Origin of the sequence: Demequina sp. NBRC 110056, from assembly GCF_002090155.1 — a bacterium.
Lineage (GTDB): Bacteria > Actinomycetota > Actinomycetes > Actinomycetales > Demequinaceae > Demequina.
On the sequence record NZ_BBRM01000004.1, the window covers coordinates 359,546 to 373,243 of the forward strand.

10 protein-coding genes are annotated in these 13,698 nt (G+C 69.4%); 3 read left to right on the forward strand and 7 right to left on the reverse strand.

The window, feature by feature from the left end; genetic code table 11:
* Nucleotides 1-37: 37 nt before the first annotated feature.
* Both B7K25_RS08035 and B7K25_RS08040 read left to right on the forward strand, forming a co-directional pair.
* Nucleotides 38-466 (forward strand): heat shock protein transcriptional repressor HspR, encoded by a 429-nt coding sequence (locus B7K25_RS08035; protein WP_255376130.1) that lies wholly within the window; start codon nucleotides 38-40, stop codon nucleotides 464-466.
* 84 nt (nucleotides 467-550) lie between these two features.
* Nucleotides 551-919 carry a VOC family protein gene (locus B7K25_RS08040; protein WP_084105199.1) on the forward strand — a complete coding sequence of 123 codons (369 nt, stop codon included), beginning with the start codon at nucleotides 551-553 and terminating at the stop codon, nucleotides 917-919.
* Nucleotides 920-1,008: 89 nt separating this feature from the next.
* On the opposite strand, the gene B7K25_RS08045 is transcribed toward B7K25_RS08040, so the two are convergent.
* The gene (locus B7K25_RS08045; protein ID WP_084105200.1) at nucleotides 1,009-1,779 is read right to left on the reverse strand and encodes a hypothetical protein; all 771 of its coding nucleotides are present in this window, start codon (nucleotides 1,777-1,779) and stop codon (nucleotides 1,009-1,011) included.
* 173 nt (nucleotides 1,780-1,952) lie between these two features.
* On the opposite strand from B7K25_RS08045, the gene B7K25_RS08050 reads away from it, so the two are divergent.
* Nucleotides 1,953-5,108, forward strand: coding sequence for a sigma-70 family RNA polymerase sigma factor (locus B7K25_RS08050; protein ID WP_159450162.1), 3,156 nt, complete (start codon nucleotides 1,953-1,955; stop codon nucleotides 5,106-5,108).
* Nucleotides 5,109-5,113: 5 nt separating this feature from the next.
* Here B7K25_RS08050 and B7K25_RS08055 read toward each other — a convergent pair whose 3' ends face one another.
* The 6 genes from B7K25_RS08055 to B7K25_RS08080 form a co-directional block, all read right to left on the reverse strand.
* A complete protein-coding gene (locus B7K25_RS08055; protein WP_084105202.1) occupies nucleotides 5,114-5,716 on the reverse strand; it encodes a DJ-1/PfpI family protein in 603 nt (200 codons plus the stop codon).
* Between the two features lie 9 nt (nucleotides 5,717-5,725).
* The gene (locus B7K25_RS08060; RefSeq protein WP_371328294.1) at nucleotides 5,726-7,000 is read right to left on the reverse strand and encodes a multidrug effflux MFS transporter; all 1,275 of its coding nucleotides are present in this window, start codon (nucleotides 6,998-7,000) and stop codon (nucleotides 5,726-5,728) included.
* 211 nt (nucleotides 7,001-7,211) lie between these two features.
* A complete protein-coding gene (locus B7K25_RS08065; RefSeq protein WP_084105204.1) occupies nucleotides 7,212-8,198 on the reverse strand; it encodes a ribonucleotide-diphosphate reductase subunit beta in 987 nt (328 codons plus the stop codon).
* Between the two features lie 30 nt (nucleotides 8,199-8,228).
* Complete coding sequence (locus B7K25_RS08070; protein ID WP_084105289.1) at nucleotides 8,229-11,123, reverse strand: ribonucleoside-diphosphate reductase subunit alpha; 2,895 nt, start codon at nucleotides 11,121-11,123, stop codon at nucleotides 8,229-8,231.
* Nucleotides 11,124-11,661: 538 nt separating this feature from the next.
* The gene (locus B7K25_RS08075) at nucleotides 11,662-12,666 is read right to left on the reverse strand and encodes a carbohydrate ABC transporter permease (protein ID WP_084105205.1); all 1,005 of its coding nucleotides are present in this window, start codon (nucleotides 12,664-12,666) and stop codon (nucleotides 11,662-11,664) included.
* The gene (locus B7K25_RS08080) at nucleotides 12,663-13,625 is read right to left on the reverse strand and encodes a carbohydrate ABC transporter permease (RefSeq protein ID WP_200807884.1); all 963 of its coding nucleotides are present in this window, start codon (nucleotides 13,623-13,625) and stop codon (nucleotides 12,663-12,665) included. The genes B7K25_RS08075 and B7K25_RS08080 overlap by 4 nt, the downstream gene beginning before the upstream one ends.
* Nucleotides 13,626-13,698: the final 73 nt, after the last annotated feature.

Here is a 13,698-nt window from a genome sequence, read left to right on the forward strand (position 1 = left end):
CGGGGCTACGGTGACCACCAAGGGAAGGAGGACGGTCGTGGAGCAGCCAGACGTCGACGAGCCCGTCTTCCTCATCTCCGCCGCGGCCGAGCTCGCTGGGATGCACGCCCAGACCCTGCGCCAGTACGACCGGCTCGGCCTGGTCGTCCCGCGCCGCCGCCCCGGCGGCGGGCGGCGCTACTCGCTGCGCGACGTCGCGACGCTGCGCGAGATCCAGCGCATGAGCCAGGACGAGGGCATCAACCTCGCGGGCATCGCCCGGATCCTCACGCTCCAGAAGCAGGTGGACCGCCTGCAGGACGAGGTGCGCAAGCTCCGCCCCCGCGCCGACACCGGCTCACGCGTCTTCACGTCCGGCCCCTCGGGCTCGGTCGTGATCGTCGAGCGCGGCCGCCGCGTCAGCCGTGACGAGGGCCGGGCCCTGGTGCTGTGGAGCGCACGACGCGAGAGCCCCGCCGAGGACTGACCGGCGCGGCCGCACCCTCCCCGCCAGCGCACCGGCGCTGCTCAGAACCTTGACGGCCCGACGCCACCAAGCCAGCATGGCCCCATGGCCGATGCGGACAGCCCCCACGCGCACCACGCACCCGACTACATCGAGATCCCCGCGCTCGACGCGGAGGCGGCGACGAGGTTCTACGGCGACGCCTTCGGGTGGCGCTTCACGTCCTACGGCCCGGCGTACCACGGGATCGTCGCGGGCGACGGCCGCGAGGTCGGCGGGATCTCGGAGGTGGGCGAGGTGACGCGCGGCGACCTGCTCGTGGTGCTGTTCTCCCGCGACCTCCAGTCGAGCCGCGACAGCGTCGTGAAGGCGGGCGGCACGATCACGCGCGACATCTTCGACTTCCCTGGTGGGCGACGCTTCCACTTCGCCGACCCCTCGGGCAACGAGCTCGCCGTCTGGGCCTTCGCCTAGCGACCGCGACCCGCAGGGTGCACGGCGAAGGGGCCTGACACCGCCCTCAGCTCGGTGCCAGACCCCTTCTCCCCCCGGGCACGCCCGGTCTATCGCTGCAACGACTCCACAAGGTCGCTCGCGAAAGCATGTGTGGTGGGCAGCGACTCGATCCACACGCGCGGAGGCTGGCGCATGAGGTTGCCACCCTTCATCGCCTGCGCGCGGTCGGAGATGTGGTCGCGCAGAGACGCGATGCCCTGCCCCAGGGACGCGCCGCGCTCAACGAGCACGGCGTAGAGACCATCGCCCATGCGGGCCATCGGGTGGCCCACGCCGTAGGCGCCACGCAGGGCCTCACCGGCGGCGGCGTTGCGCGCGATGCGCTGCCACGGGTCCGTCGCCTCGACGGACACGTCGACCATGACGAGGGCGTGCGTGGAGGTGACCTCGACGCCGCCGCGGCTGGCCATCCCGTACACCTCCGCGAGGCGCTGCACCAGGTACTCCGGCGTTCCCAGACCCGACTCCGCGTCGGTCATCGTGGGCGCCTCGAGGATGGGCTCGGACCCCGCGGTCCACCCCTCGCACAGCGCACGGATGGAACGGATGGGCGCCGACTCGAAGCCGGCGGCCTTGAACAGCACAGCCATGTCGTCGATCGCCTCGGTGATGCCGACGCCGGCGCCCGAGCGCGCCTGGCCCAGGCGGTAGGCGGCTGGCGCCGTGTCGAGGCGAGCGTCGAGGGCCTCCGCGAGGGCCTCAGCCGCCGGTGTGTACCAGTCGCCAGGACGCAGCCAGACCGTGTCGATGCTCGCGCTCTCCCATCGCTGGAGGAGCGCGGCCGACCCGTTCCCGGGGACCTGCGTGTGGCTGCTCATGACAGATGAGACGGCCGCGGTCCGCGACTATGACGCCGTTATCCGGGAAAATCTGCCGCGCAGGCGCACACTCGGAGTGTGACCAATTCCCCAGGTCGCTCTCTTTCGCCCGGGCCTCGCACCAGGAAAGATGGAGGAACCCTGGTGGCGAGCGCGGGAGGAGGAGTGTGCCCATGAGCTCGGAGGCGATCGCGCTGTGGACGGAGACGTCCAGCGATCCTGAGCTCATCGCCGGCGTGCGTGCCGGTGATGCGGCCGCCTTTGGCGTGCTCTACGAGCGCCACGTGGGCGCCGCCCGCAAGGTCGCCGCCCAGTACACGAACTCCGCGAGCGACGTCGACGACGTCGTGTCCGAGTCGTTCTCGCGCGTCCTGCGCGCCCTGCAGCGCGGCGACGGCCCCGACCTCGCCTTCCGCGCGTACCTCTTCACGATCGTCCGCCGCACCGGCATGGACGTCATCGACAAGGGCATCCGCACCAAGCCGCGCGAGGACATGTCGCCCTACGAGTCGTCGATCGGCTACGAGGCTGCCTCCGACGAGCCCGCGCTCGACGGGTTCGAGCACGGCATGGTCGCCGATGCGTTCAAGTCGCTTCCCGAGCGGTGGCAGGCCGTCCTCTGGTACACCGAGGTCGAGAAGAAGTCCGCGAAGGAGATCGCCCCTCTGCTTGGCCTCACCGCCAACGGCGTCGCGGCCCTGTCGTACCGCGCGCGCGAGGCCCTGCGCCAGGCCTACCTGCAGCAGCACCTCAACACCTCCGAGGAGATCGGCTGCCTCGAGGCCAACGCCCAGCTGGGCGCCTACGTCCGCGGCGGGCTGTCCAAGCGCGAGCACGGCAAGGTCGACGACCACGTCAGGACCTGCGAACGCTGCACCGCGCTCGTCGCCGAGCTCGAGGACGTCAACCGCGGCATGCGCGGCATCATCGCGCCCCTGTTCATGGGGCTGCTCGGCGTCGGCGCCCTCGAGGGCGGCCTGCCCATCGGCGGTGCGCTCGGTCCGCAGGGCGCCGCGTCCAGCGCGGGGGCAGGCGCGGGCGGTGCAGGCACGAGCGGGACGGCGCTCGGCGCTGGCGCGGCCGGTGTCGCCGCCGGCGCAGGCGCCGCCGGCATCGCGGGGGCGCTCGGCGCTCTCGCCAACGTCGCCATGCCCGCCGCCGCAGTCGTCGGAGTGGTCGCCCTCGCCATCAACGGCGCGAGCGCGCTGGGACTGTTCGAGTCGGACGAGCCCGTCGACGGCGTCGCCGGCCCGGTGGTCGTGAGCCCGTCGCCTTCTCCCGACGCGTCCGACGCAGACGACGACGCCACCGAGCCGACCCCTTCCCCCGTGCCGTCCGTCTCGCCCTCGGCGAGCGTCGACGAGGAGGACGACGCGGTCGCCGATGCATCCGACGACCCGTCCGACGAGCCCGCCGAGGCTCGTCCCCGCACCGTGATCTACGGGCTGGGCAGCACTGGCGCCGGTTCCGGTTCCAGTGGCGCGGGCTCCTCTGGTGCGGGCTCGGGCTCCGGTGGCGGCTCCGGCGACGGTGCTGGTTCCGGAGGGGACTCGGGCACTGGTGCAGGCGCCGGGACGGGTGCGGGCAACGGGTCCGGCTCGGGCTCCGGTGACGGATCGGGCGCGGGCGCAGGTTCCGGCTCTGGCTCGGGGAATGGCTCAGGCGACGGGACGGGATCGGGCGACGGTTCGGGCTCCGGCGATGGCACGGGTTCCGGCGATGGGTCTGGCTCGGGCTCTGGTGACGGTTCGGGTTCGGGTGACGGTTCCGGTGACGGAAGCGGCGACGGGTCGGGCTCCGGCGATGGCACAGGCTCCGGTGATGGATCCGGTGACGGCGATGGGTCCGGCTCGGGCGACGGCTCTGGCTCTGGCGACGGCGAGGGCGACGACAGCGGTTCCGGTTCTCCCGGCGGCACCGTGCTGCTGTCGATCGGCGCAGCCCCGCTGAACGTCCTCGAGATCTCCCGCTCGACGCCGCTCGTGGGCATGAGCATCTCGAACGATGGCGACGGCGACGCCGCCGACGTGAGCGCGACCATCACGCTGCCGGACGGATTGACGTTCGCACCGCCGTCCTCGGGCGCAGGTGCCTTCGCGATCCCCGAGGCGCAGTCGCTCGGCATGCTCCTCGCAGCATCGACCGACGCGACCTTCGACGCCGGCGACTGGACCTGCTCGCTCAGCGGTGAGTCGAACGTCGCATCGTGCACGCTCGAGGCCCTCGTGGGCGGCCATGGCGCCGATCTCGAGCTCTCCGTCGCGCTGCCCGACGGCGACCTCGCGGCGGACGCCACGACCACCTTCGCGGTGAGCGCCGGCGACGTCTCGGCGTTCTACTCCGTGCGTACCGCGATCGCCGCCGGCGACGACGACCTCGACCCGGTCGTGACCGAGGGCGGCGGGCTCGGCGTCGTGCAGTTCGGAGCACCGGTGCTCGGCTGCGACATCAGCGAGAAGGGCTGCGTGGAGGCGCGCCAGTCGCTGTTCACCACCGGCACGGGCCAGTACAAGTCGGACAACAACGACTACACCATGGTGGCGCTCAAGGACGCCGGGGGCGAGCGCCTGTCGGGTGTGACGACGGTCGAGATCCCCGAGGGCGCGACCGTCAAGCGTGCATCGCTCGAGTGGTCCGCGAACCGGGCGCTCGGTCGCTCGGGCCAAGGCGGCGCCGACGTATGGGAGGGCAAGGTGCGCGAGGCGCGTCTGCAGATCCCGGGCGGCTCCTACGAGGATGTGGTCGCAGACGTCAGCGACCTCGTGACTAAGGACAACCGTCAGTACTACGTGTCGCGGACGGACATCACGGAGCAGGTGAAGTCCGCGGGCTCGGGCGCCTACTCGCTTGCCGACATCGCCGTCAGCGAGTCTCGCAAGGACAACGACCGCACGTACTACGGCGGCTTCACGCTGACGATCATCTACGAGGACCCCGAGCTCGACGAGAGCTCGCGCGTCGTCCTGTTCGAGGGCGCCCACTGGGTCTCCTCCGACGCGCCGGTGGTCAAGCGCGTCGAGCTGCTCAAGCGCTCCGACGTCGGCCTGTCGTGGACCGCGTACGAGACCGATCGCTCGCTCTCCGGCGACACCGTCGACCTCGACGGCGACCTGTTCACGCCGCAGCGCCAGCGCGGCAACGGCGCCTCCGAGAACGCGGGAGACGCGCACGCGTTCGGGTCGCTCTACGCGAACACCATGGGCATCGACGCGAAGCCGTTCGTCGCCAAGAGCTCGCGCCAGGAGGGCAGCCACGTCCTGACGGCGAAGACCTCAGGCGACAACTTCCTCATCGGAACCATCGCGGTGACGATCTCCGACACGCAGTAGCGCGGTCAGCGCGCGGGCTCGGCGCTCCAGTCCATGTCGAGCTGGCGCGCAGTGCGGTGAGCCATCTCCTCCCCCGCGACGCGAGCGACCACGTGCAGAGCCATGTGCATGCCCGACGTGAGGCCACCGCTGGTGATCACCGCACCCGCATCGGCCCATCGCACGCCGTTGACGGCGCCCGTGACGCCTGACGCACGCAGGGCATCGACGTCCTCCCAGTGGGTGGTCGCGGGAAGGCCATCGAGCAGACCGCCCTGCGCGAGGAGGAACGCGCCCGTGCACACGGACGTGGTGAGCGAGGCGCCGCCCACGAGGTGCGCCACGGCGCTCTCGATCGCGGGATCCGCCAGCGCGGCCTCGACGTCGATCGTGCCGGGCACCACGACCACGTCGAACGGGGTGGCCGCCTGCGCATCGGCAAGCGCGGTGAGCGTCATCCCCCCAAAGGCCACCACGTCCGCACCCCCGGGGCTCACGAGCTCCACGGTGAAGGACGGCGCCTCGCCATCGCGCTCAGCGAGTCGCGACGCCGTGAGGAAGACCTCGTATGGCCCCCCTGCGTCGATGAGGTCGAAGCCGTCGAAGACCAGGATGCCGATGCGCGTCATGGCGCCAGGCTAGGCCACGACCTCGTTCGAGGCCCGGCGGCGCACGACGAGCCACAGCGACGCGTTGGCGATCGCGAGCGAGCCGATCATCACTACCGCCATCGACGTCACGGACATGCCGCCCGCGCCGATCAGCGGGGTAGCCAGGCCGGCCACGCCCATGTTGAGCGCACCGATGAGCGACGCGGCGGTGCCGGCCTCTCCGGCGTGCCCGGCGAGCGCCGTCACTTGCACGGTGGGCATGATCAGGCCGACCGGCGCCACGACGAAGAACAGCGAGATGAGCACCGGCACCACGCCCGTGTCGAGCAGTCCGCAGGTCAGCAGCGCGAGCGCACCGCCGGCCTGGATGCTGAGTCCCGCTGTGGTCACGGCGCGCGGAGGCAGCACGCGCATGAGGCGCGCGGACACCTGGTTGCCGATGACGAGTCCGACCGAGTTGATGCCGAAGACCAGGCCGTACTGCTGCGGGCTGAGGCCGAACAGATCCTGCAGGATGAAGGACGAGGCGGACAGGTACGCGAACAGTGCGGTGAAGGACATGGCGCCGACGACGGCGATGCCGACGAACGCGGTGTCGCGGAAGAGGTGGCGGTAGCGGCGTGCGACCGTCGAGACCTCGAAGCGACCGCGGCGCGAGGCAGGCATGGTCTCCACCATGAGGAACGCGGCGACCACGATCATCACGAGCCCGTAGGCGGCGAGCACCGCGAAGATCCCGCGCCACTCCATCACGGACAGCAGCTGCGACCCGATCACGGGCGCGACCACGGGCGCGAGGCCCGTCACGAGCGCCATGCGAGCGAGCATCCGGATGAGCTGCTGGCCGCCGAAGAGGTCGCGCACCATCGCCATCGCGACCACGCCCGCGCCCGCGGCGCCGATGCCCTGGAGGACTCGGCCCGCCATGACGAGCTCAACCGTCGGCGCGAACACCACGGCGATGCTCGCGCCGATGTGCACCGCGGTGGCGATGAGCAGCGGCTTGCGGCGTCCGAGGGCGTCCGAGAGCGGGCCCACGATGAGCTGACCCAGGGCGAAGCCCACCATGGTCGCGGTCAGCGTGAGCTGGATCGCGGCGTCGCTGACGCTGAGGTCGGCGGCGACATCCGGGAACGCCGGGAGGTAGAGGTCCACCGTGAAGGGTCCGAGCGCGACGAGGGCGCCGAGCACGAGGATGTACTTCAGCTTGTCGCGGCGGCTCAGGGTACGGCCGTATGCCTGTGCGACGGTCGCGTCGGGCGCGGTGGTGCTGGACGCACGGGCGTGAAGATCGGAAGACACAGGGGTGCACTCTCTGGACGTAGGGGTGGCGGCGCCAGGAACAGGAACGGCCGCGCTACCTGGGAGTGCGTCGGCGGAACCTGTCAACGCCGACAGAACGATGGTATTCCCGACCATCTGGTAAGTAAAGCCCGATCCGGGTCGGATTGGACACAGCACCAGGGGCTCCGCGGCGAGATCGCCGCGGAGCCCCTGGGGGTGGGCTCTCGCCCTACTTCTTGGTGGCCTGCGCGTTGACCTCGTACGAGGTGTTGGTCGCCTCGAAGAAGTTCACGAGCTGCAGGGTGTCGTTGGCGGTCGCCATCCACTTGGCCGGGTTCGACACGTTGTAGTGCGCGTCGAAGCCGAGCTCCTCGAGACGACGGTCCGCGAGGTAGCGCACGTACTGGTTCACGTAGTCGGCGTTCAGCCCGAGGATGCCCTTGGGGAGCAGGTCGCGGTTGTACGCCTCCTCCATGTCCACGGCGTCGAGGATCATCTGACGGATCTCGTCGGCGAAGTCGGGGTCCTGCAGGTCCTCGTTCTCCTCGAGGACGGTGAGGATGAGGTTGATCCCGAACTGCAGGTGCAGCGACTCGTCGCGGATCACCCAGTCCATGAGCGAGCCGAAGTTGCGCAGCAGGTTGCGCTGGCGGAAGCTGAGCGCGACCATGAAGCCCGAGTAGAACCAGATGCCCTCGAGGATGATGTTGTAGGCCACGAGGTTGCGGACGAAGTCCTTCTTGCCCTCGGTGGTCGAGATGTCGAGGGTCTCCTCGGTCATCCGCTTGATGAACTTGACCTCGAAGGCCTCCTTGGCGGCCATCGACGGCACCGTCACGTGCGACTCGTACGCCTCGTCGCGGTCCAGCGGGAACGTCTCGAGGACGTACTCGAAGGACATGCAGTGGTTGGCCTCCTCCCACATCTGCTTCGCGAGGTACAGGTGGCACTCGGGAGCGTTGATGTAGGGGTAGACGCCGAACGCGAGCGCCTTGTTCACGAGCAGCTCGTTGGGGTTGAAGTACGACATCAGGAACGTGACGGCGTGCTTCTCCTCGTCCGTCATCTTCTTGAAGTCCGCGAGGTCCTCACCCAGCTGGATCTCGTTGGGGAACCACGTGTTCGCCACGGCCTGGTTGTAGAGGTCGTACGCCCACGGGTACGTGATGGGCTTGAGCAGGAGACCGTCCTGGATGCCGGTTCCGAGAATTGCCATGATTGCTTGATTCCTATCCTGGTGTGCCTGCTACTGGCAGGACTCGCACTGGAGACGCTCCATCGGGTCCACGGGGCAGGCGACACCGTCGACCAGCTCCGTGTCGCCGTCGGGCGACGAGAACGTGCTCTCCACCACATCTAGCACCGTCGACCCCTGGGGCGCGACCGCTGCGGCGGTCTCGATGGACCCCGTCGCGGCGGGCTGCTCGGTGGGCTCGGGCAGGGCGGCCGGCGGCACGTCCGGCTTGACCTCGGGAGCGGTGGCGAACGCCTGGGCGGCCACGCCGCTGAGGACCGACGCCGGTGCCGTCGCGATGGCGCCGGTCGTGGCCGGGGCCTCCGAGGCGGGAGCCTCGGTGGCGGGTGCGGCGGCCTTGGACGCTGCGGCGCCGAAGCCCTTCTTGGCGGGTGCCGACGCGGTCTCGACGACGGCCTCGGCCTCGACTGCCGCGACCGACTCCACGACCTCGGCGGTCTCGACCGCCGCCGTGGCGGTGGTCGCCTTGGCCGCACCGAAGCCCTTGCGGGCGCCGAAGCCACGGCGCGAGGGGCCTCCAGCCGAGCCGCCGGACGCACCGGACGACGCCTTGTTGAGCTTCTCCGTCTTGTTGACGCGCACCGTGGACTGCTCCGCGGTGTGGCGCGGCTTCATGTGGAGGTAGTACGTGGTCTTCACGCCGCGCTTCCACGCCGCGGAGTACAGGTCCATCATGTTCTCCACGTCGCGGTCGGCGAGGTAGATGTTGCGGCTGATGGCCTGGTCGATCCACTTCTGGGCGCGAGCGGCGACCTCGATGAACGCGTACGGCGACAGCTGGAACGACGTCTTGTACACGTCCTGCAGGTGCTGCGGCACGTCCTCGATCTGCGACAGGTCGCCCTGCACCTCGAGGAGGCGGTCCTTGAGGTCCTCCCACAGGCCCAGCTCCTGGAGGTCGCGGACCAGGTTGCGGTTGACCTCGAGGAACTTGCCCGACGAGGTGGCACGGGAGAAGATCTGCGAGAACTGCGGGTCGAAGCCGGGCGTCGTGCCGGCCACGAGACCGATCGAGGCGGTGGGCGCCACGGCCATCAGGGTCGCGTTGCGGATGCCGCCCGCGACCTTCTCGCGCAGGGTGTCCCAGTCCTGACGGGTGGTGCGGTTGACCTCGACGGGCACGCCGCGGTCGGCCTCGGTCTCGGCGATGGTGTCGAACGGCACCTTGCCCTGCGACCAGCCGGAGCCCTCGAAGTTGGTGTAGGCGCCGCGCTCACGGGCGAGGTCGGCCGACGCGTCGATCGCGTGGAAGGAGACGAACTCCATGACCTCGTCGATCAGGTCGTACGCCTCCTCCGACTCGTAGGCGAGGCCCAGACGCTCGGTGAGGTCGGTGAAGCCCATGACGCCGAGGCCGATGGCACGGTTCTCGGAGTTGGAGTGCTCCGACTCGGGCACCGAGGACAGCGTGATGTCGATGAGGTTGTCGAGCTGGCGCACCGCGAGACGCGTGGACTTCTCCATGCGCTCCCAGTCGATCTTGCCGTCGACGAGGTGCTCCGAGAGGTTCACCGAGGCCAGGTTGCAGACCGAGATGTTCTCGCGGTCCTGCGGCAGGCAGATCTCGGTGCACAGGTTCGACAGGTGGATGGTGCCGGTGTTGGTGTTGAGGGCACGGTTGTTGATCGTGTCCTTCCACGTCAGCCAGGGGTGCGACGTGGTCTGCAGCATCACCAGGATCGACTTGTACTGCTCGCGGGCGCGCATCTTCTTGAAGGTGCGCATGCGCCCGGTCTCGGCGAGCGCCACGTACTCGGCGTAGCGCGCGGAGAAGGCGGAGCCGGTGAGCTCGACGAGGTCGGGGGTCTCGGCCGGGTCGAACAGGTACCAGTCCTGGTCGTTCTCGACACGCTTCATGAACTCGTCCGAGATCCACACCGCGGTGTTGGCGGTGCGGGTGCGGCGGTAGGGGTCACCGGAGTTCTGGCGCAGGTCGAGGAACTGCGCGAAGTCCATGTGCCAGTTCTCCATGTAGAAGCACAGGGCGCCGAACTTCTTGCCACCGCGGGACACGGCGCGCAGCGTCGAGTCGATGGTGTGCATGAACGGGATGGGGCCGGTCGAGGTCGTGTTGTTCGACTTGATGGGCGAGCCCTCGGAGCGCAGCTTGGTCACGGACAGGCCGATGCCGCCGGTGCCCTTGGTGAGCCACATGACGTCGCGCACGCTCTTGGCGATGTGCTCGATGTCGTCCTCCATCTGCATCACGAAGCAGTTGGACAGCTGCGGGTACGAGGTTCCCGCGTTGACGAGGGTGGAGCCGGCGGGCAGGTAGTCGAGGCGCGAGATCTTCTCGTAGAACTGGATCGCCATCTCGGTGGGGTTGGCCTCGTTGAGCGCCAGGCCCATCGACACGCGCATCCAGAAGTACTGGGGAACCTCGAGCGCCTTGCCGTGACGGTCCGTGATCATGTAGCGGTTGCGCATCGTGACCGTGCCGATGTACTTCAGCAGGTCGTCGCGCTCGTGGTCGAGGGCGGCGGCGAGAGCGTCGAGGTCGAACAGCGACTCGAGGCGGCTGTCGAGCAGGCCCTCCTCGACGGCGTCGCGGACGTAGCCCGGGAAGCGCGCCTGGTGCAGCAGCGCGAGCTCGAGGTTGGACTCGTAGCCGCCGAGGACGCGCTTGTAGATCACCTTGCGCAGCAGACGAGCCGCGACGGTGTCGAAGTTGGGGTCTTCCTTGACGTTCTGGACCGCGACGCCGATGGCCGCCTCGTCCAGCTGCTCGGTGGTGATCCCGTCGAACAGGGTGATCGCGAGCTCGGTCGCGATCTGCGTCGTGATGGAGATCTGGTCGGGCAGGCCCTCGGCCGCGCGCTCGATCGCCTTGTTGATGCGGTCCGCGTTGTACGGCTCGTGGGTGCCGTCACGCTTGGTGACGTGGATGCCCGTGCGGGACGGGTTGGCCTCTGCGACAGCCTCCGCGACAGCGGCTCCGTTGACGCTGTCCTGTGCGGTGTTCTCCGTGATCGTCACGATTCTCCCCTCGCAAAAGTGCGATGAAACATGGCCCTGCCGGGCTGATGGTCGATGTACTGCTGATGTCCGCTGGGACCAGGGCGTCCGCCCCTCGTGGAGGCGACGTCGGGGACGCGAAGCGTGTACCGACAGTAACCTGAATTACACCGGTGTGCAACAAGATATGGGGGTCGTTTCGCGGTACTGACCCCACATCTTGTGGTCATGTGGACAACTCTGTGTAAACGCTGTGGACAACACGGCGTGTCCTCCACAGCAGGCACGCTGGCCTGGGGAACACTTGTCGACCGCCTTCTCAGGGACACCACACCAGCGTCTCACCGGGGTCTGACATCGCCGCGAGACCCAGCCCGCGCATCGGCCCTCAGCAAGGACCCCGGGACACGACGAACCCCTCCCCCAAGCCCGACCACGGTCGAGCCCGAGAGAGGGGTGCGGACCGGACTCAGCCCTTGACGGCGCCTCCGAGGCCGGCCGAGCGCAGGAACACCCGCTGGAAGATGAGGAACATCGCGATCGGGATGATGGTCGCGATGGCGAGCGCCGCGAGGAACACGTCCAGCTCGGTCTGCGACTGCACCGCAGGCAGGCGCACCGACAGTGGCTGGACGGCCGGGTCGGGCAGCACCAGCAGCGGCCAGAGGAAGTCCTTCCACGCCGCGATGATCGCGAACACGGACACCACGCCGAGGATGGGCTTGGACATCGGCAGCACGATCGACCAGAACAGCCGGAACGGGCCCGCACCGTCGGTCTTGGCGGCCTCGATCACCTCGCGCGGAAGATTGTCGAAGAAGCGCTTCACCAGCAGGATGTTGAACGCGTTCGCCGCCATGGGCAGCCACACCGCGAGGTAGTTGTTGAGCAGCGAGAAGTCGCGGCCGAGCAGCGGCGGGTCCACGATCGTCAGGTACAGCGGCACCAGCAGCACGACGGACGGGATGAACAGCGTCGCGAGCACCAGCGACCCCAGCACCTTCGCGTAGCGCGGCCGCAGCACCGACAGGGTGTACGCGCCCGTGGTGGCGACCAACAGCTGGAACGCCCACGCGCCCGCCGCGATGACGATGGTGTTGAAGAAGTACTGGTCGATGTGGATGTCGTTCCACGCGGTCGACAGGTTCTCCCAGTCGATGCCGTTCGGCCACAGCGCGAACGGCTGGCGCAGCGTGTCCTGCGTGGGCGTCACGGCCGCCTTCGCGAGCCACAGGATCGGGCCCAGCCCCGCGAGCACCAGCGTCACCGACAGGAAGACGTGCACGCCCCGCATCGACCACCGCACGCGACGCTGGCGCAGGTCGGCGTCCGACACGATGCCGCGACTGTCCTCGACGAGGGGGCGACGGCGGCGCTTGGTCGCCCGCGCATCGGCGCTGCCCGAGGGGGCCGATGCGCCCGTCGCCGCGAGCGCGGCGCGCTGGCTCGCGCGGGTCGAGACTTCCGTGGTCATGACGTGCTCCAGCGGTTGGTGAGGCGGAAGTAGGCCCAGCTGAGCAGGGCGAGGAAGACGGCGAGCATCACGGACAGCGCGGTCGCCATGCCGTAGTTGCCGCCGAGCGAGTTCTGGAACGCGTACCGGTAGATCAGCAGCAGCACCGTCACCGTCGCGTTGTTGGGCCCGCCGCCGGTGAACAGGAACGGCTCGAGGAAGATCTGCGCGGTCGCGAGGATCTGCAGGATGAGCATGACGAAGATGACGCCGCGCAGCTGCGGCAGGGTGACGTGCCACGCCTTGCGCCAGATGCTCGCGCCGTCCACCTCGGCCGCGTCGTAGAGCTCGGCCGGGACCGCGAGGAGCGCCGCGAGGTAGATGATGATCGACCCGCCGGCCGCCGCCCAGGTCGCCTCGATCACGAGCGACGGCATCGCCATGTCGGGGCTCTGCAGCCACGGCTGCGGCGCGATCCCGAACCAGCCGAGCACCGTGTTGAAGACGCCATTGGGCGACGCGTCGTAGAAGACCTTCCACAGCAGGACCGCGACCACGGGCGGCACCACGACCGGAAGGTACGCGAGCGCCGAGTAGATGCCCTTGCCCCGGCGCACCTCGCTCATCAGGACCGCCATGAGGATCGGGATGGGGAAGCCCAGCACCAGGGCGAGGGCCGCGAAGTACAGCGTGTTGACGACTGCCGTGCCCAGCAGGGGGTCGTTCAGCACCGCGATGAAGTTGTCGAGCCCGACGAACGTCGGCGGGTCGATGAGGTTGGTCTCCTGGACGCTCATCACCACCGAGCGGACGATCGGCCACCAGCTGAAGATCGTGAAGATCAGGATCATCGGCAGCGCGAACGCGAGCGTGGTCAGGCCTCCGCCGCGCACCCAGGTGCGAGGGCTGCGCCTGCGGCGCCCGGTCGTGCGACTCTCGGCATCCGGAGGGGCCGATGCGCGTGCTGGGGTGGTCGTCATCACTGTCCTTGGTCAGGGGTGCGGGGATGCAGCGGGGGTGCCGGCGTGGCCGGCGCGGGGGAAGGACCCGCGC

Excerpts from the sequence above, each read along its gene's own strand:
- B7K25_RS08050 (WP_159450162.1), top strand. The coding sequence starts at position 1,953 with ATGAGCTCGGAGGCGATCGCGCTGTGGACGGAGACGTCCAGCGATCCT.
- B7K25_RS08080 (WP_200807884.1), bottom strand. The coding sequence starts at position 13,625 with ATGACGACCACCCCAGCACGCGCATCGGCCCCTCCGGATGCCGAGAGT.
- B7K25_RS08040 (WP_084105199.1), top strand. The coding sequence starts at position 551 with ATGGCCGATGCGGACAGCCCCCACGCGCACCACGCACCCGACTACATC.
- B7K25_RS08045 (WP_084105200.1), bottom strand. The coding sequence starts at position 1,779 with ATGAGCAGCCACACGCAGGTCCCCGGGAACGGGTCGGCCGCGCTCCTC.
- B7K25_RS08075 (WP_084105205.1), bottom strand. The coding sequence starts at position 12,666 with ATGACCACGGAAGTCTCGACCCGCGCGAGCCAGCGCGCCGCGCTCGCG.
- B7K25_RS08065 (WP_084105204.1), bottom strand. The coding sequence starts at position 8,198 with ATGGCAATTCTCGGAACCGGCATCCAGGACGGTCTCCTGCTCAAGCCC.
- B7K25_RS08055 (WP_084105202.1), bottom strand. The coding sequence starts at position 5,716 with ATGACGCGCATCGGCATCCTGGTCTTCGACGGCTTCGACCTCATCGAC.